The organism is Lacinutrix chionoecetis (genome assembly GCF_053604665.1).
The window spans coordinates 19,073-38,452 of sequence record NZ_JBSHNQ010000084.1; the positions used below are offsets into that span (position 1 = coordinate 19,073).

At 32.9% G+C, this 19,380-nt stretch carries 19 protein-coding genes; 15 read left to right on the forward strand and 4 right to left on the reverse strand.

Annotation, left to right across the window (positions count from 1 at the left end; genetic code table 11):
* Positions 1-81 precede the first annotated feature (81 nt).
* Both ACVC43_RS09980 and ACVC43_RS09985 read right to left on the reverse strand, forming a co-directional pair.
* On the reverse strand, positions 82-603 hold the full coding sequence (locus ACVC43_RS09980; protein ID WP_452224370.1) for an OmpH family outer membrane protein: 522 nt from the start codon (positions 601-603) through the stop codon (positions 82-84).
* Between the two features lie 102 nt (positions 604-705).
* Entirely contained in the window at positions 706-1,191 is a 486-nt protein-coding gene (locus tag ACVC43_RS09985) for a hypothetical protein (protein ID WP_452224371.1), read from the reverse strand.
* Positions 1,192-1,301: 110 nt separating this feature from the next.
* On the opposite strand from ACVC43_RS09985, the gene ACVC43_RS09990 reads away from it, so the two are divergent.
* Positions 1,302-4,208 carry an FAD-binding and (Fe-S)-binding domain-containing protein gene (locus ACVC43_RS09990; RefSeq protein ID WP_452224372.1) on the forward strand — a complete coding sequence of 969 codons (2,907 nt, stop codon included), beginning with the start codon at positions 1,302-1,304 and terminating at the stop codon, positions 4,206-4,208.
* Positions 4,209-4,228: 20 nt separating this feature from the next.
* On the opposite strand, the gene ACVC43_RS09995 is transcribed toward ACVC43_RS09990, so the two are convergent.
* The gene (locus ACVC43_RS09995; protein ID WP_452224373.1) at positions 4,229-5,098 is read right to left on the reverse strand and encodes a T9SS type A sorting domain-containing protein; all 870 of its coding nucleotides are present in this window, start codon (positions 5,096-5,098) and stop codon (positions 4,229-4,231) included.
* A gap of 197 nt (positions 5,099-5,295) precedes the next feature.
* On the opposite strand from ACVC43_RS09995, the gene aroC reads away from it, so the two are divergent.
* The 14 genes from aroC to ACVC43_RS10065 all read left to right on the forward strand — a co-directional run bounded on the left by aroC (position 5,296) and on the right by ACVC43_RS10065 (position 18,677).
* Positions 5,296-6,354, forward strand: coding sequence for a chorismate synthase (gene aroC, locus ACVC43_RS10000; protein ID WP_452224374.1), 1,059 nt, complete (start codon positions 5,296-5,298; stop codon positions 6,352-6,354).
* Between the two features lie 84 nt (positions 6,355-6,438).
* On the forward strand, positions 6,439-7,764 hold the full coding sequence (locus ACVC43_RS10005; RefSeq protein WP_452224375.1) for a dicarboxylate/amino acid:cation symporter: 1,326 nt from the start codon (positions 6,439-6,441) through the stop codon (positions 7,762-7,764).
* A gap of 235 nt (positions 7,765-7,999) precedes the next feature.
* The gene (gene gshB / locus ACVC43_RS10010; RefSeq protein WP_452224376.1) at positions 8,000-9,037 is read left to right on the forward strand and encodes a glutathione synthase; all 1,038 of its coding nucleotides are present in this window, start codon (positions 8,000-8,002) and stop codon (positions 9,035-9,037) included.
* A 48-nt stretch (positions 9,038-9,085) separates the two neighbouring features.
* Entirely contained in the window at positions 9,086-9,916 is an 831-nt protein-coding gene (locus tag ACVC43_RS10015) for a sulfurtransferase (RefSeq protein ID WP_452224377.1), read from the forward strand.
* A gap of 9 nt (positions 9,917-9,925) precedes the next feature.
* The gene (locus ACVC43_RS10020) at positions 9,926-10,759 is read left to right on the forward strand and encodes an N-formylglutamate amidohydrolase (RefSeq protein ID WP_452224378.1); all 834 of its coding nucleotides are present in this window, start codon (positions 9,926-9,928) and stop codon (positions 10,757-10,759) included.
* On the forward strand, positions 10,756-12,597 hold the full coding sequence (locus ACVC43_RS10025) for a flavohemoglobin expression-modulating QEGLA motif protein (protein ID WP_452224379.1): 1,842 nt from the start codon (positions 10,756-10,758) through the stop codon (positions 12,595-12,597). The genes ACVC43_RS10020 and ACVC43_RS10025 overlap by 4 nt, the downstream gene beginning before the upstream one ends.
* Positions 12,598-12,684: 87 nt before the next feature.
* Positions 12,685-13,725: a glutathione synthetase gene (locus ACVC43_RS10030; RefSeq protein ID WP_452224380.1), complete on the forward strand. Its 1,041-nt coding sequence runs from the start codon at positions 12,685-12,687 to the stop codon at positions 13,723-13,725.
* A gap of 86 nt (positions 13,726-13,811) precedes the next feature.
* The gene (locus tag ACVC43_RS10035; RefSeq protein WP_452224381.1) at positions 13,812-13,961 is read left to right on the forward strand and encodes a hypothetical protein; all 150 of its coding nucleotides are present in this window, start codon (positions 13,812-13,814) and stop codon (positions 13,959-13,961) included.
* A 222-nt stretch (positions 13,962-14,183) separates the two neighbouring features.
* Positions 14,184-14,909 carry a flavodoxin family protein gene (locus ACVC43_RS10040; RefSeq protein ID WP_452224382.1) on the forward strand — a complete coding sequence of 242 codons (726 nt, stop codon included), beginning with the start codon at positions 14,184-14,186 and terminating at the stop codon, positions 14,907-14,909.
* A gap of 22 nt (positions 14,910-14,931) precedes the next feature.
* On the forward strand, positions 14,932-15,282 hold the full coding sequence (locus tag ACVC43_RS10045; protein ID WP_452224383.1) for a DUF1622 domain-containing protein: 351 nt from the start codon (positions 14,932-14,934) through the stop codon (positions 15,280-15,282).
* Positions 15,282-16,436: an ergothioneine biosynthesis protein EgtB gene (egtB, locus tag ACVC43_RS10050; RefSeq protein WP_452224384.1), complete on the forward strand. Its 1,155-nt coding sequence runs from the start codon at positions 15,282-15,284 to the stop codon at positions 16,434-16,436. The genes ACVC43_RS10045 and egtB overlap by 1 nt, the downstream gene beginning before the upstream one ends.
* A 1-nt stretch (position 16,437) precedes the next feature.
* The gene (locus ACVC43_RS10055) at positions 16,438-17,385 is read left to right on the forward strand and encodes an L-histidine N(alpha)-methyltransferase (RefSeq protein ID WP_452224385.1); all 948 of its coding nucleotides are present in this window, start codon (positions 16,438-16,440) and stop codon (positions 17,383-17,385) included.
* A 3-nt stretch (positions 17,386-17,388) separates the two neighbouring features.
* Positions 17,389-18,042 carry a hypothetical protein gene (locus ACVC43_RS10060; RefSeq protein WP_452224386.1) on the forward strand — a complete coding sequence of 218 codons (654 nt, stop codon included), beginning with the start codon at positions 17,389-17,391 and terminating at the stop codon, positions 18,040-18,042.
* Positions 18,043-18,428: 386 nt separating this feature from the next.
* Positions 18,429-18,677 carry a hypothetical protein gene (locus ACVC43_RS10065; RefSeq protein ID WP_452224387.1) on the forward strand — a complete coding sequence of 83 codons (249 nt, stop codon included), beginning with the start codon at positions 18,429-18,431 and terminating at the stop codon, positions 18,675-18,677.
* Positions 18,678-18,881: 204 nt separating this feature from the next.
* On the opposite strand, the gene ACVC43_RS10070 is transcribed toward ACVC43_RS10065, so the two are convergent.
* Complete coding sequence (locus ACVC43_RS10070; protein WP_452224388.1) at positions 18,882-19,313, reverse strand: thiol-disulfide oxidoreductase DCC family protein; 432 nt, start codon at positions 19,311-19,313, stop codon at positions 18,882-18,884.
* Positions 19,314-19,380 lie beyond the last annotated feature (67 nt).

Below are 19,380 nucleotides of genomic sequence, written 5' to 3' on the forward strand. Positions count from 1 at the left end.
AAAATAATAAATAATAAATAATAAAGAAACAAAAAAACATCTCAATAGAGATGCTTTTAAAAATTATAGAGCCGTCCGGACTTATTCTTTTGCTTTCGCGATAACTAAATCATCGATATTAGTGCTTTCTTCAGCATATAACATGACAGTGGTACCGTTAATTTTAGAATTAATAACGTGTGTATAGCCATTTTCTTTGGCAACGTCACTTATTAAATCCCCAACTTTGGCATATATTGGTTGTAATAATTCGTCATATTTATAATTTATAACCTTCTGCATGTCAATTTCAAAATCCTGGATATCATTTTTTAATTGTAATAATTTATCTTCTTCTTCCTTTTTTTTTGCATCAGCCATGCCCAAAGATAAAGTTTGGCGATGGTATTCTACTTTAGAGCGATAATCTGTCAATAGCGAATCCCTAGTTGTAGATAGTTTTTTCATTACTATTTCCATTTCAGATTTTGCTATTCGCGTATCAGGGATGTTAGCAACTATATGTTCTATATCTGCGTAGCCCACTTTAATAGGGTTTTGTCCGAAAGCTGTAAAAATAAAAAGGTTGAATATTAAAATTGAAAGTGCTGTTTTTAGTTTCATTTTCTTGAATTTGTTTAAATTAAAATTACAACAACTTTGCCGTAATAAAAAACCATTTCAAAAAATTGAAATGGTTTATAAAAATACTGTTTTTTTATTTAATTAAAATTGATATCTAATTCCTAAAGCAATGTCAAAGTCTAAATCATCTCTAAAGTCACCAAAACCAAGCTCTGGTCTTGCGTCTAAAGATAATATTAAAGGAATATCGAAATTATACTCGATACCAATGTCTCCAGCAACAAACAAAAATGTTTCGCTTTCATCCTTAAAAGGTGCAGGTAAATCGTAACTGTAGTTTCCTAATCCACCACCAACACCAGCATACCAGTTAAAGCCGCCATCAATATTCCAAACCCATTGGTATAATCCTGCTAATTTAAAGCCGTCATATCCACTTCCAGAGCGAATGCCTAAATCAACCTCAAGCCTGTTGTTATCTCCTAAACCTCTTTGGTAAGATACTTCTGCGCCAAAACCATCATTGTCACCAATTCTAAGTCCAATAGCATTTTTAGAAATCTCCTGTGCAGTAGCTGTAAAGCCAAAACCGATAATAGCAATTGCTAATAAAATTATTTTTTTCATTTGTTTTAAGTTTTTAGTTTCTAACAAATTTACAATTAACATTACATTATGTTAAAATTATAACGCTAAATTTTAGTTAATAATTACGTGATGTTTTAAATTTGAATGCAATGAGTATAACTATAAATATTCTTAATGCGCTAAATGTGCAACTTGAAGGCGATTTACATTTCGATGACTTAATGAAGCGCCTTTACGCCACCGACGCCTCTGTTTATCGCATGTTACCATTAGCTGTTGCCATTCCAAAATCTGTTAACGATATTAAAATGCTCATTGCTTTCGCCAGAAAAAACAACACTTCACTAATACCGAGAACGGCTGGCACCTCTCTTGCAGGACAATGCGTAGGAAAAGGAATTGTTGTAGATGTTTCAAAGCATTTTACTAGAATAGTAAATGTAAACGAACGCGATAAGACAGTAACTGTACAGCCAGGAGTAGTTAGAGACGAATTAAATAACTATTTAAAACCATATGGTTTATTTTTTGGTCCAAATACTTCCACCTCAAATCGTTGCATGATTGGTGGCATGGTTGGCAATAATTCTTCAGGAACAACCTCTATTAAATATGGTGTAACACGTGATAAAGTAATACAGATAAAGACTATTTTAAGCGATGGGAGTGAAGCTGTTTTTTCAAATGTAAACAAAGAAGACCTTAAACAAAAAATAAAGCAGAATACGCTTGAAGGCTCAATATATAGAAAGCTATTATCTGCTTTGTCTTCCGAAGACATTAAAAATGAAATATTGGAATATTTTCCAAAAAAAGAAATTCACCGTAGAAATACTGGTTACGCAGTCGATGAATTAATTGATTCTTCTAAAGGTTTTAACTTATGTAAATTATTAGCTGGAAGCGAAGGTACCTTAGCTTTTACAACAGAAATTACCTTGCAACTCGATAAACTCCCTCCAAACAAAAGTATAATGGTTGCAGCACATTTTGCATCCATTTCCGATTGCTTAGAGGCCGTGGAGCCAGTAATGCAGCATAATTTATATACTTGCGAAATGATGGATAAAACCATTTTAGACTGCACAAAAAATAATATAGCACAAGCTAAAAACAGAGCATTTATTCAAGGTGACCCAGAAGCCATTTTAATGTGTGAAGTTAAGGGTACAACCGATGATGACGTTCAATTACAAGCTAATAAACTCATTACAACTCTAAATGCATCTGAATTAAGTTATGCCAATGTGAGTTTAAAAAATGAAGATATTGAGAAAGCCAATGAATTAAGAAAAGCTGGTTTGGGCTTACTCGGCAACCTAATTGGAGATAAAAAAGCTGTGGCTTGTATAGAAGACACCGCTGTAGCCCTACCAGATTTAGCTAATTATATTAAAGAATTTACAGCTTTAATGAAAGACTACGGACAAAAGGCTGTTTATTATGCGCATGCTGGCGCAGGTGAAATTCATTTAAGACCCATACTAAATCTTAAAAAAGCCGAAGATGTTGTATTATTTAGAAAAATAACTTTAGATGTCGCAACATTAGTTAAAAAATATAAAGGCTCCTTTAGCGGCGAACATGGCGATGGTATTGTTAGGGCAGAATTTATAAATTATATGATAGGTGATAAAAACTATCAACTTTTACAACGCATAAAATCTACTTTCGATCCGGAAAACATTTTTAATCCAGGAAAGATTGTAAATGCCTATAAAATGGATGAAAACCTTCGCTATCAAGCAGACAGAGTAGAACCAAATATTGATACGTTGTTTGATTTTTCTGCATCGCAAGGCATATTGAGAGAGGCTGAAAAATGCAATGGTTCTGGTGATTGTAGAAAGCTACCAGAATTTGGTGGTACAATGTGCCCAAGTTATCGGGCAACCAGAAACGAAAAAGATACAACACGCGCAAGAGCAAACGCCTTACGCGAATATTTAACAAGTTCGGACAAGGCAAATAAATTCAATCATAGTGAACTGAAAGAGGTTTTCGATTTGTGTTTAAGTTGCAAAGCCTGTGCTACAGAATGTCCAAGCAGCGTTGATATCGCTACTTTAAAAGCCGAATTTCAATATCAATATCAAAAGGAAAATGGTATTAGCTTGAAAACTAAAGTGTTTGCATACAATAACAAATTAAACAAATTTGGAAGCACGTTTTCAAGTGTCACAAATTTTATGTTTTCTAATAGCATTTCTGCGTCAATAATTAAGAACATCTTTGGAATAGCGCAACAAAGAAGCCTGCCTTTAATTTCAAGTAAAAGTCTATATAAGAAATTTAAAAAAATTGAAAATCAATTAATTATAAAAAATTATATTAAAACAGTTTATTTCTTTAATGATGAATTTACTAATTATTTAGACACACATATTGGAGTCGAGGCTATTCAACTTTTACAAGCCTTAAATTACGAAGTTAAACTTGTAGAAAACGAAGAATCTGGTCGCGCATTTATATCTAAAGGTTTGCTTAAACAAGCCAAAGTCAAAGCAGATAAGAACATAGAAATTTATAAAGATATTATTTCAGAAGCAACGCCACTCATTGGTATTGAACCTTCAGCTATCTTGACATTTAGAGATGAATACATTAAGTTGGCAGACGATAAAGTTTCAGCAAAATCAATTGCAACACACACCTATTTAATAGAGGAGTTTATAAGTAATGAAATAGCCATAGGCAACATTACACAATCTCAATTTACTTTAGAGACAAAAACTATTAAATTTCACGGTCATTGCCACCAAAAAGCAATGAGTAACCAAATACATAGTTTTAACGTTTTAAATCTTCCAAAAAACTACAAGGTCACGCTCATTCCAAGTGGTTGCTGTGGTATGGCAGGAAGTTTTGGCTACGAAAAGGAGCATTATGAAATTAGTATGCAAATTGGTGAGCAAACGTTATTTCCTGCAGTTAGAAAAGCAGACGAAAATACTATTATCGCTGCAAATGGTACAAGTTGCAGGCACCAAATTAAAGATGGTACAAATAAAAAAGCAATGCATCCTGTAAGTATATTAAAGGAAGCACTGCTTTAAATAATTTTAAAAAGTATTTTTTACTTGACCATAAATTTTACAATAGCATTGTTTCCATTGTTTACACTCACATTTGCAAAGTATAATCCAGACGCTAAATTTAAATCCGTTTTAATTTGTTCTGTTTGAGAATATGCATTCACATAAACCAATTGTCCAAAAATATTTGTTATAGAAAGATCTACATTTGCATAAGTGTTACCTAAGTTTATAGAAATGTCTCCAGAACTTGGGTTTGGATAAAAACTAATTTGTTCTTGTAAAGATACTTCGTCAACAGACAATGTATTTTCAGTTAATGTAACTAATGTTGGACCAGTAGAGCCGTTATCTCCACCAGTGCCTTGAGCACTATTTACAGAATTCCCTACAGAAAAAATTCTAACATCACCTGTCCCAGGAGCTGGAGCCGTCCATTCAAAAGTAAATGTATTAGGAATAGAACGCATATTATGCTCTGCATAGGTTCTTCCACTGTTTCCTAAAATTAATTGCATATTTGAAGATGGATTAGCTAATACACCTGTACTATTATTTGCTGCGTCCAATACTACTGCCTGCATACCATATGCTGCTGGTGAACCCATACTTGAAGTAATTGATAGTGTCATATCATAAGTAGTACCAGGCACATATTCTGTAACTGGAGACCCCATATTGCTCACTGTAAAATTAACTATTGGCTCTCCATAAGCTCCTCCTGAATGACACCCTCCGCAAGTAAAAGATTCTCCTGGTGCACCAGTATAACCATTACCGTTAACAGATGCAGGGCCAGAGCTATAATGCGGCGAATACATATAAGTGGTTTTAGCAGTTGTAAAACTGTATAAAAAAGTTAATGTAAAAGCCAATACTAAAAGTATTGAAAATGATTTTAAATGTTTCATGATTAGTTGTTTTTGATTTGGTGATAATTAGTTCGCAATAAATTTACTAATTAATTTCCCAAGAAAAAAACTAATTCATCCCAAGGAAAGATTGTTGTGTTGGTTAAATTCTAAATTAGTAAAGAAAATGAACTAAAAACATTGCACAATTTTTGTTTCTGTAATATTACTTTTACATTAGCATAAATTAAAATTTTATGGCTGGAAATTCCTTCGGAAAATTATTTAATCTTACAACTTTTGGAGAATCTCATGGTATAGCAATTGGTGGCGTAATCGATGGTTGTCCGCCAAATATTATTTTAGATTTTGAAGCCATTCAAAATGAAATGAACAGACGTAAACCTGGTCAGTCTAATATAGTAACACAACGCAAAGAGCCAGACGAGGTGAAATTTTTATCTGGAATTTTTGAAGGTAAAACTACAGGAACACCTATTGGCTTTATTATTGAGAATGCTAACCAGAAATCTAAGGACTACTCGCATATTAAAGATGCTTACCGTCCAAGTCATGCAGATTATGTGTACGATAAAAAGTATGGTCATCGCGATTATCGTGGTGGTGGCCGCAGTTCGGCAAGAGAAACGGCTTGTAGAGTAGTAGCTGGAGCCATTGCAAAACAAGTTTTAAAAGACATAGAGATTAACGCATTCACCTCTTCTGTAGGTGAGATTTTTATAGACAAACCATATCAGGATTTAGATTTTTCTAAAACGGAATCTAATGCTATTCGTTGTCCAGATGAAGCTACAGCTAAAAAGATGATTGCGCGTGTTAAAGAGATAAGAAAAGAAGGTGATACCATTGGAGGCACCATAACTTGTGTAATAAAAAATGTTCCTGTAGGATTAGGAGAACCTGTTTTCGATAAATTACATGCCGATTTAGGTAAAGCCATGCTATCTATAAATGCCGTTAAAGGCTTTGAGTATGGTAGCGGGTTTTGTGGCGCTAAGATGAAAGGTAGCGCACATAACGACTTGTATAACGCAGATGGCACAACTAAAACTAATTTGTCTGGTGGAATTCAAGGCGGTATTAGTAATGGTATGGATATTTATTTTAGGGTGGCTTTCAAGCCTGTGGCAACCATTATGCAAACACAAGATACCATAAATAGGGAAGGAAATATTGTGAAAATGGTAGGTAAAGGCCGTCATGATCCTTGCGTTGTACCACGAGCTGTACCCATTGTAGAAGCAATGGCAGCATTGGTTATCGCAGATTTTTGGTTATTACATAAAATGTACTAACACCTTCTTGCTCTGGCAGGAATCTCTACTAAAATTAATTAGCTAAACTTCTTTGCATTTGCAGGAAGCAAAAACATAAACTCAATGAAAATAGCACTACACTGGAAAATAATTATAGGAATGGTATTAGGTATCATCTTTGGATTCATAATGAATTCTATAGCTGGTGGTAAAGGTTTTGTGACAGATTGGATAGCGCCTTTTGGTACTATTTTTATAAACCTATTAAAACTAATTGCCGTGCCCTTAATTTTGGCTTCTTTAATTAAAGGAATTTCAGATTTAAAAGACATTTCTAAAATTAAAACCATGGGCTTACGCACCATCATTATTTATGTTGGTACCACGTTAGTTGCTATTATTATTGGCTTATCTATTGTTAACGTGGTAAAACCAGGAACTGGAATGCCACAGGATACTATAGAGAAAATTAAATTAAAGTATGAAAACGACGCTGGAGTTTCAGATAAATTAATGAAAGCCTCGGCTCAAAAAGATGCAGGACCATTGCAGGCTTTAGTCGATATTTTCCCAAGCAACATATTTAAATCTTTGGGAGATGCAAGCATGCTTCAAGTTATCTTTTTTGCACTTTTTGTAGGTATCTGCCTTCTGTTAATTCCAGAAAAAAAAGCAAAACCTTTGGTAGATTTCTTCGACTCCCTTAATGAAGTTGTAATGAAAATGGTCGATTTAATCATGTTATTCGCGCCATACGCTGTTTTCGCTTTAATGGCAAATGTAATTATTGCTTTTGATGATACCGAAATTCTTCTTAAGCTATTAAACTACGCGCTTTGTGTGGTTGCTGGTTTAGCCTTGATGATTGGTTTCTATCTTATTTTAATTAAAGTTTATACAAAAAAATCACCGCTTTGGTTTTTAAATAAAATTTCTCCGGCACAATTGTTAGCATTTTCTACAAGTTCAAGTGCTGCCACCTTACCAGTAACTATGGAACGTGTGGAGGAACATTTAGGCGTAGATAAAGAAGTCTCAGGTTTTGTTTTACCAGTTGGAGCTACTGTAAATATGGATGGAACCAGTTTATATCAAGGCATTGCGGCAGTATTTATAATGCAGGTTATTTGGCCGGAAGGCTTAACATTTACTAATCAATTGGTTATTGTTGCAACTGCATTATTAGCCTCTATTGGCAGTGCTGCAGTACCAAGCGCAGGTATGGTAATGTTAGTTATTGTTTTAGAATCTATAGGTTTTCCAGCAGAATTACTACCAATTGGTTTAGCCCTTATTTTTGCAGTGGACAGACCGTTGGACATGTGTAGAACCGTAGTAAACGTTACAGGAGATGCCACAGTCTCAATGATGGTAGCGAAATCTTTAGGTAAATTACACGACAATCCGAAACCAAAAGAATGGGATGATAATTACGATGCAGTTAAGTAAGCCAAGAGGTACTTTTGCAAAAGCAAAAAAGTGAGATAAGTTTACACTGAACTCACTGGAAGTATATAGCCTGAGCTTGTTTCAGGATCTTAGAAAATTGCTTTTTACTTTAACTAAAGGTGCGTGAATAGCTTATCCTTAACCTCTTGAACAAACTCATTGTTATTACCATCAATTATTAAAAAATTATTTATAAATTTATAAACAGTACAAACCAAAACCAAAACCAAATACTATGAATGTTTGCTTTATAATGTATCCATGGGAAAAAATAGATGCAGAAAATGATACAAGTTTAGCCTTAATAAAAGAATGTATAAAACGTGGTCACGGAGTAGCCATGTGCACGCCTGCCAACTTAACAATTAGAGATAGTGTTACTAACGCTTTTTGTACTGTAATTAGTAGAATGGACAAAGTACCTTCTACATTAAAAAGTTTTTACAAAAAAGCAAAATTAAGAGAGGAAATGCTACCACTGGCTGGTTTCGATGCTATCTTTTTTAGAGCCAATCCGCCTTTAGATCCTATTATGCTTAACTTTTTAGATTCGGTAAAAGACGATGTGTTTATAGTAAATTCTTTACAAGGTATGCGCGAGGCGAACAATAAATTATATACAGCGGCTTTTGGCGATGCGCACAGTAATATAATACCAAATACTCATGTGTCTAAAAATAAAGATTATTTGGTAAAACAAATTAAAGAATCTAAAGCAGATAAAATGATATTAAAACCGCTTAACGGTTTTGGTGGTTCTGGTGTTATTTTAATCGAAAAATCTGCAATGAGTAACATTAACTCACTATTAGATTTTTACATTAATAGTAGTGATGGGACTTCAAATTATGTGATTTTACAAGATTATATTGAAGGTGCAGATCAAGGAGATGTTAGAGTTTTAATGCTTAATGGAGAACCTGTTGGTGCAATGAGACGCGTACCTGGAACCGATGATCACAGATCGAACGTCTCGGCAGGCGGAAGCGTACAAAAACATACGTTAACAAAAACAGAGAAAGCTTTATGTAAGCAAATTGGTCCTAAATTAGTTAAAGATGGATTGTACTTTGTTGGTTTAGATGTTATTGGAGGAAAATTAGTTGAAGTAAATGTAATGTCTCCAGGCGGAATAACTTATATTAATAAAGTGTACAAAAACAAATATAAAGTAGAGGAGAAGGTAATAGATTTCTTAGAAAGTAAGGTTATAGACAATGTTCAAGCATTTAACCGCTTATCTAAATTGCGAAAAACTGTTGAAGAAGCATAGAAATATAAAGCTATAAATTCTTCTTGGTAGTATAAAAGTAAAAACATCATGTCATTAATAGAAAAAATAGACACTATCGTTTCGGCAGCATGGTTAAATAATCATTTACATGCCAGTAACCTATTGGTTTTCGATGCTACAATTTCTAAAGTAATTGGTGATGTCTCTGCTTTATCGCATACGCAAATTCCTAATACTCAGTTTTTTGGTATTAAAAAGCAATTTAGTAATATTAAAGCTCCTTTTCCTAATACCATTCCTTCAGCAGAACAGTTTGAAACTTCAGCCCGAAATTTAGGTGTAAATACTAATTCTTTTGTCGTTGTTTACGATGACCACGGAATTTACTCCAGCGCAAGAGCCTGGTGGTTATTTAAAACATTTGGTTTTAATAATGTGGCAGTACTCGATGGTGGTTTTCCAGAATGGAAAAAAAAAGGCTATAAAACCGAAGAAAAAACAAATAACAAAAACAAGACAAGAGGAAATTTTAAAGCCATTTACAATCCAAATAATGTAGTGTATATTGAGTCTTTAGATGCTATTTCTAAAGATGCAAATTTTAAAATTATAGATGCACGTTCAAGTGATCGTTTTAATTGTATTGTTGCAGAGCCAAGAAAAGGCTTGCGCAGTGGGATAATTCCATCATCTTCAAACTTGCCTTTTAGCGACGTTTTAAATGGTAACAAAATGAAACCCAAGGCAGAATTGCAAGCCATCTTTAAAACCTATGCCAAGGACCATCAGCACTTGGTATTTAGTTGTGGCTCTGGAATTACAGCTTCGGTTTTATCGCTTGCAGCCACCATTGCTGGCTATAAAAATAGTGTTTACGATGGATCTTGGACAGAATATGGCAGTTTAACAATAGCATAAAAATAAATAATGCAAAAATTATCGATTCCTCAAATAATAAATAAAATAGAAGCCGAAGAAACCTTTCACGCTGTCTCAAATGATTATTCCTTCACTTTAAAAATCGATAACTACGTACACTATGTGTGTGGTGCAGTACACGATGGGCATCAGTTTAGAAAGGACTTATGGGAGCTCTGTTTACATAGCGAATACGAACGTTGGTACGAAGAAGATCCAGAAACTAAAAACATGGTAACCTCTCATCCAATCGTTATTGCTGGGATGGATTCCCGATTTGAATATGATTTAAATCGTGCTCCAGATTCTGCTATCTACGAAGATGCTTGGGGAAAGAAATTATGGAAAAAACCATTACCGGAAAACGAAAAACAAAAGTCGTTAGCAAAACACGAAGCTTTTTACAAAGTGGTTAATGCACTAATTTCTAAAATTGAAGAAAAATTTGGTGTTTGCGTGGTTTACGATATGCATAGTTATAACTGGAAACGTTGGGATAGGGAAGTGCCAACATGGAATTTAGGAACAGATAATGTAGATAACAATCGTTTTGGCAATCACATAGAAGTTTGGAGACAAAGTCTATCTGAATTAAAGCTTCCCAACAACATTAAATCCACTTCAAAAATTAACGATACGTTTAGAGGCAACGGTTATTTTTTAAAGTATATTACTAAAAATTTCAGTAATACACTCGTTCTTGCTACTGAAATAGCTAAAATTTATTGTGATGAATACGACTACATTATGTATCCAGAAGTTGTAGTTGCAGTAGAAAATCAATTACGAGAAAAAATTAAAACGAATGCCGAAATTTTTTATAAAAATTTTCAAATTAAATGATGAAAACAAAAGAATCTATAGACACAAATATACTCGAAAATCTCTGTAGCAACATTGTCGAAAATAAGCCAGTAAACATAAACTTGCCAAACAACGGCTTAGTACATATGGATAAATTATTACCTTTTGTTTGTGTTTATAGATACCATGATGCAGACATTTATTTTTCAAGATTACTAAAAACACAAGCCTCTTATATTTTAGCCCATGAAACCTTAGATATTACTGCTATAATCGATGCTTTAAGAAAAGAAGCCTCAAAACAATTTAATACATTCTTAATTTTAGAGTGTTGGCCAAATAAAGATAATAGTATCTCAAAATTTAATATTTCTTGTCCTTTAGAAAAAGCTCCAGGAACTGCAAAAGCTCTAAAGGAGGGTTTTAACGAGTTAAACCATATCTACCCTAATGTTTCTACAGAAATTTTAGATACACATAAGAGACACCCAGATCATTTAGAGGCACTATTAGACACTGAAACTTTAAAAAAAACGGGTACATTAATCTTTGGGATAGAGGTGCCTACATTATATAAAAATGATGAATCTGGCGAATTGTACCCTTTGTTTTTTAGAGAATTTTATACCGTTTTTTCTGAAACCATAAAAAAAGCGGTTTTCGAATTTATTAGAATACAAACCTCTGATGATTTTGAGAGCTACCTCATGTTAGGTAAAACACATATCGATAACATTACACTTCAGTCTGATTCCGAATTGGCAGAAATAAGCTCTGGGATGTCATTTTTACTACGTACAACACCCGTAAATAGTAATGAAGAGTGGCAACGTTTTAAAAAAAATGATTTTAAAAAAATACCATCTTTTAAGTACAGACTCATTGCCTTGGATCCGGAATTAGAAAAGCGGAAACTTTACAATATTCCTATGGATGAAATCGAAGATCCAACCATAGCTTTTATTCTACGAGGAAAACGTTTAGAAATTGAAAAGCAACTTACTATGCTCGAAGAGCGTGGTACAAAGAATTTTAGATTTGTTGGTGAAAGTTTATATGGTGTTATTAAAAAGAACACACTAAAAGAAGCAAAGAAAATATTAAAAGCCTTCCCTAAGCGAGACGAACTTAAAAGTAAACAGCGTTTTAACTGCAACGAATTTGCAGACCATGCACAAAAAGAATTAGATTATTATAATTCTAAATTTCCAGATTTGGATCTTACTTTAGAAATAAGAAACGACGTGGCTGGCATAATGGTATCTAAAACCAAATTGTTAATTAATAATCAAATCTCGTTAGATGCTAATAGATGTGATGCCTTAATACAGCACGAGGTTGCAACACATATTTTAACCTATTGTAATGGTAAGCGTCAACCGCTAAAACAAATGTATGAAGGGTTTGAAGGCTACGACCAGCTACAGGAAGGATTAGCAGTACTGGCCGAATATCTTGTTGGTGGTCTTACAATTAATCGTTTAAGACTCTTAGCAGGCCGAGTAATTGCGGTAAATTCTATGGTTAATGGTGCAGATTTTATAGAAACCTTTAAGCTCTTAAAAAGGAAATATCATTTTTCGGAGCGTATTGCGTATTATATTTCAATGCGTGTTTACAGAGGCGGTGGTTTAACAAAAGATGCCGTTTATTTAGCTGGTTTAATAGATGTTTTAAAATATATTAAAGAAGGTGGTAATTTAGAAACGCTGTATTCTGGTAAGTTTAACACCAATCATATAGAGTTAATTGAAGAATTACTACAAAGAAGCGTATTATTAAAACCTGAACTCCCTCGTTTTTTAGAGCGAGAAAGTGTACAGAAAAGACTTAAAAAATTACGCAAAGGTGTAGAAATCACTCAGCTTATAAACTAAATATTAGTTTGCGAATGAGACATTTTATGTCTTCTTTGAGTCAAGCTCATTTACTATAAGCACATACCTTTAAAAAAACAAAAAACGATGAAAATTGCATTTATAATTAACGATCATAAAACAGAAAAACCTAATTACACCACACCTGGTTTAGGTTATGCTGCTTACAAACGAGGACACGATGTTTATTTTATAGGTGTAGGCGAGTTGTCTTATGCTTCTAAAGGACATTTATCTGTACGTTGTAAAACAATTAAAGAGAAAAATTTTAATACACAGGAAACATTTTTTAAAGCGGTACAGAAAGAGGAATTTTCCCGTATTACGTCAAAAGAATTAGATGTTTTATTTCTTCGGAATAATCCAGCCGATGAAATTAATGAGCGCGATTGGGCACAAAATGCTGCCTTTATTTTTGGAGAAATAGCCATGCGTAATGGTGTGCTTGTTTTAAACCACCCGAACAGTTTGGCTGGAGCAGTTAATAAAATGTACTTTCAGCATTTTCCAGAAATACTAAGACCTAAAACTATAATTTCAAGAGATCACGACGAAATAAAAGCCTTTTTTAAAGAGCAAAAACAAAAAATGATTTTAAAACCTTTACAAGGTTCTGGAGGTACTAATGTGTTTATGATGGATAAAAAGAATGAACATAATCTAAACCAGACCATAGATGCCATAGCCAGAGATGGTTATATAATCGCACAGGAATATTTAACAGAAGCCAGTAAAGGAGATACACGATTGTTTTTAATGAATGGAGAACCACTTCAAGTAGATGGTAAATACGCCATTATGCAACGTGTAAATACTTCAAAAGATATTAGAAGTAATATTCATGCTGGCGGACATCCAGAAACTGTAAAAATGACTGAACAAATCTTGAAGCTTGCAGATATTGTTAAGCCAAAATTGGTTCAGGACGGGATGTTTTTAGTTGGTATTGATATAGTTGGCGATAAATTAATGGAGATAAACGTGTTTAGTCCTGGTGGATTAAATGTTATTGGAGAAATGTACGATGCCGATTTTTGCACACCAGTAATTGAAGCTATAGAAAAAAAGGTGTACTATAAAAACATGTATTCAGATTATTTATTTAATAGCAGATTAGCGACACTGTAGTAAAAGAGTCTATATTTTAAGTATTTACGTTAATGGAATCTTGTTATAAACAGTATATTCTACATTAATTATAAAACATACAAACCATGGATTCAGACAACAAAATACCAAAGCAAAACAACCAGCCAGAAAAAGAACAGGCTATTAATAAAAAAGGGAGCCAGGCAGATGGGAAAGAAATTAACCATCAGGTTAAAGATAAAAGAGAGAAGCATCAACCACGAGATAATGCTTAAAAGAATTAAAAAAAGCTGAATAGTGATGTTCAGCTTTTTTTTATTGATAACAGCTTACTAATCAGTTGTTTTGAATAAACAAGATTTTGATTTAAGTTTAAATAATCATTGTTACAGCACAATTAAATAGTAAAGCATTGTTATTTTTAAAACTATTTAACGACTATTAATTTATAGTGAATAACTAAAAATTGAATTCAACCTTTAAAAACCAACAAAATCATGGACTTCTCTAAACTTTCTGTACTGTATATTAACTGTACATTAAAAAAATCTCCAGAAAAAAGTCATACAGAAACACTTATGGAAGTGTCGCAAAATATTTTAGAAGAAGAAAATGTCGCTTTTGACACCATAAGGTTTATTGATAAAAAAGTAGCTACAGGTGTTTATCCAGATATGACAGAGCATGGTTGGGATACAGATGATTGGCCAGAAATTTTTAAAAAGGTTATGAAAGCCGATGTGCTTATTGTAGGCACACCAATTTGGTTAGGAGAAAAATCTTCTGAAGCTCAAAAACTTATAGAACGTCTCTATGCAATGAGTAGTAAAACTAACGATAAAGGACAATACATTTTTTATGGTAAAGTTGGTGGCTGCATGATAACAGGAAATGAAGATGGTGTAAAACATTGTGCAATGGGTATTCTTTATTCCTTGCAACATGTGGGCTATTCAATACCTCCTCAGGCAGATTGTGGTTGGATTGGCGAAGTTGGACCAGGCCCAAGTTATGGTGACACAGAATGGAAAGGAGAAACATTAAATCCTCCTAAAGGCTTCGACTCCGATTTCACCAACAGAAACACGACCTTCATGACTTATAATTTATTGCATTTAGCAAAAATGCTAAAAGAGAATAATGGTTATAATAGCTACGGAAATTCACGAGAAAAATGGGATAGTGGCACGCATTGGTCTTTCGAGAACCCTGAATATAGATAATTCATATTTATAAAAATTAATCATGTATTACTATATTGAAATAATTGCCCTAACCATTGAAGCTATAGGTATTGCTGTAATACTACTTGGTTTGCTATACTCTCTGGCTGTTTATTTTATGGCATTAACAAAAAAAGCGAAAAATTGCTATCTTAAATTAAGAAGTAATTTGGGTAAATTTATTTTACTCGGATTAGAAATTTTAATAGCAGCAGACATTGTAACAACAGTAATAACAGAGCCTACATTAAAATCTACTCTCATTCTTGGTCTAATTGTTATAATTAGAACATTTCTTAGCTTATCGATACAAGTAGAGATTGAAGGTAAATTTCCCTGGCAAAAACAATCTAATAATCAATTACATAAGTAATGAGCATACTTATAGAATATAATACAACTCGAACATACACTAAAATGCTATGCGAGCCTCTAAAAATTGAAGACTACACACCGCAATCTGCGGCTTTTGCAAGTCCACCAAAATGGCATTTAGCCCATACAACTTGGTTTTTTGAAGAAATGATTTTAAAACCATTTTTTGAAAACTATACTGTTTTTAATACTGAATTCAGCTATTTGTTTAACAGCTATTACAATAGTTTAGGCAAACGTATTAACAGAAACGAACGTGGCCTTATTACAAGACCAAGTGTTGAAACTGTCTATAAATACAGAGAATATGTCGATGACCATATTGCACAACTCTTAGAGAAATTTCCTGATAATAAAGAAATAACAGCGTTGTTAATATTGGGTGTCAATCATGAACAGCAGCACCAAGAATTGCTTATTACAGATATAAAATACACGCTTTCAATAAATCCAACGCATCCTGTTCTATACAAAGAAGCCTATAGCAATAAAATAACAAAGACCGAGAATCAAAAATTTCTTTCCATAAAGGAAGGGATTTATTCGATTGGTTTTAATGGCACCGATTTTAGTTACGATAATGAAACACAACAACATCGTGTTTTTTTAGAACCATACAGTATAGCAACGCAATTGGTTACTAATAGAGACTATATTAAATTTATAGAAGCAAAAGGCTATACCACTGCCAAATACTGGTTAGATGATGGCTGGACTTGGGTCACCACTAACAAAATTAAGTTACCGCTCTATTGGTATAAAGTAGACAGCGAGTGGTTTGTTTACACTTTAGCAGGATTAAAACCGCTAAATTTAGACGCGCCAGTATGTCATATTTCATTATACGAAGCCAATGCCTATGCTAACTTTGTTGGTAAGCGTTTGCCAACCGAATTTGAATGGGAAGTGGCTTCCAATCAATTTAATTGGGGACATGTTTGGGAATGGACGAATTCGGCATACCTACCATATCCAGGCTATAAACAAGTAGCAGGAGCAGCAGGAGAATATAATGGCAAATTTATGATTAACACCATGGTTTTGCGTGGCTCTAGTGTTGCCACATCACCAAAACATAGTAGAAAAACCTACAGAAACTTTTTTACGCCAAGTACGCAATGGCAGTTTTCTGGAATACGATTAGCAGAATAATATGGAGTCACAATTTAAAACAGAAGTTGTTAACGGCTTGAGTAATTCGCCAAAAACACTACCATCAAAATATTTTTACGATGCCAAAGGCGATGCGCTTTTTGTTAAAATAATGAATTTACCCGAGTACTATTTAACACGCTCGGAACTGGAGATTTTTAAAACGAAATCTATTGACATTATTAATAAATTAAATTTAAATAGAAAGGAGTCTTTCGATTTAATAGAGCTTGGTGCTGGCGACGGAAAGAAAACAAAAGCTTTCCTAAAAGCTTTAATAAGTGAACAATACGATTTTAAGTACTTACCAATAGACATATCCCAAAACGCTTTAAATTCATTAGAAAAATCACTACAAAAAGAATTTACTAATCTTACCATAGAAACAAAACAAGGTCAGTATTTTGGTGTTTTAAATGACATAAAATCTAACAGCACACCTAAAGTACTCATGTTTTTAGGTTCAAATCTTGGTAATCTAAATGATAATGAAGCACAAGAGTTTTTGACTAAATTAAGCGATGCCTTGCAAGTAGGAGACAAAGTAATTATAGGTTTAGATACTATAAAATCTAAAGAAGTTGTGTTACCGGCTTATAACGACAGTCAAGGCGTAACCAGTGCTTTTAATTTAAATTTACTTAACAGAATTAATAACGAATTGAACGCTAACTTTAACGTGTCTAACTTTGAGCACAATCCAGAATACGACGAAACAACAGGTATTGCTAAAAGTTATCTGGTGAGTAAAGTGGACCAGCAAGTAATGTTAAATGGAGATCATGTCACTTTTAAATTTTCTAAAGGCGAAAAAATTCTTACAGAAATTTCAAGAAAATACAACGATAGTATTCTCAATGCACTATTAAAGAACACAAAGCTGGAGCAGATTTCTAAAATTACAGATTCTAAAAATTACTTCAATAGCTATATATTAGAACGCATGTAATTTATGAAAATGCAATTAGTTATTTTAGGCTTAGGCGCAAGAAGCACCTTATATTATCAAAACTATCTTCATAAGCTTTATTTAAAAAAACATACCGGTTTTGCTACCTGTCCTTTTACAGTAAAACAGATAGATTTTAATCTAATTAATCCTTTCCTGCCCAATGGAGCTGAGGTTATTACTCCCATTATTGAAAACGAATTGCAATCTTTCAATACGAACAAGACACATTTACTTGTGCCTAATATCACTTTACATAGCATTTTAGATGCTATCGATTTTAAACTAAATATCATTCACCCAATTACTTTATTAAAAAACAGCTTGAAACTTACAAATAGTAATAAGGCTGTTGTATTTGGTACGAGGCATACAAACGCTGTTATTAATTATGATTACATTTTAAGTAACGAACACATGAGTTTAATTAGCCTTGAAGAAGAAGACATTGAGTTTTTAGATGAATTAAGACAAAAGGTTTATAGTCATTTAGAAACTGATAAAGATCTTTCAAGATACAAGACCTTGTTTAAGAAATATAATAATTGCATAATTATAGTAAGTTGTACCGAATTATCTGTAATTAATAATTTTGCTTTTCACAACGTTTTAGACTTAGCAAAACTGCAATGTCACGAGGCTATTTCTCTAATATAAAAGAGCCTTAAAACCATTACAAATTTAATCAGCAATGACACTGAAAACTTTTAAAGTGCAGACTATAAACTTTAAAAGAGCATATTCATTCTTAATTCACTGGAATTAAGATATACTAACTGTAATTAGCTTTAAGGCGCTAACCAATCTCAATAGTTTAAAGGTAGTATTTAACGATTCTTTATAAAAGTAATATTGAGTGAATACCTGTTTACAATGAGTGAAACAGACTTTATAATTAGGGAAATTAATTGTGCACTTCATCGATAATTTTTGTCTAAACACCACGCAAATCAAATAGATTGGCTGTTTGCCGATTTTTTTGCCACACTAAAAACATCCCTTATATCTTAGCAGTGTAGCTTAACTATAATATTCTCAAAACAATGAAATTATTAACAACCTTACTTTTGCTTCTTTTTGTTTCTTTTGCTTCGGCTCAAGACAACAATACCCTCAAAGAAGATTTAAAAACAGTAAGAACTATCGACAGTAGTATTGTAGAGGTAGACAAAACAGTTGTTATTAGTGTTAAAGGTATTAGAACAATGGAAGAAATTGACATTGAAAACTACAACAAATCATCATATTTAAAACTTATTGCTTCAAAAAAGCAAAAGCCAAAAACATGCTAATATTATTTAAATAATCCAATCTAAATAAGTATTGCTAAAAGTCTGAAATTATTTTCAGACTTTTTTTTGTTTAACAAATAGCGCTTGTTTTAACTATTTGTTGAATTAACAATGCTCTCCTCTTATTTTAAGAGAATGAATTCTGATTTTTATAGAAAAATCAGAAAAAAGAGGAGTTAAAACTTAATATATAAAAAGGATGATTTAATTTATTTCACCAATAAACTTAGCTTTTAGTTCTGGAGTAGGTAACCAGCAAGAGGTTTTTTTGCCATACCATTTGTATCGGTTTTTCGCAACAAAATCGTAAACCCAATTTCTAATAAATGGAGGTACAATTAAAAATACAACCAATAAATTGAGCGGAAAGTTTAAATCTTTAGCAGCATGTAAAGCTGCCGACGATTTTACCTTTAATTCCTTTTTTTCTGGTAAATAAAGCAAAATGGAATCTGTTTTAGAGGCATCCACTTTAAAATGATTAATAATTTGCTTACCAACATCACTCTGCAAGGCCGCAAATAGAAACACATTATTTTTATCGTGTTTAATTACGTACTGAACAGAGGAGCTACAAAGGTTGCAAACACCATCGAACAGGATTAATTTTTTATGTTTTGGGAGTTCTTTAATCACAGTACAAAAATACGATTTTGGTTTTTAATTTGAAGTTAAAAATAGCTTTGCGTTTTTCACCAAACTC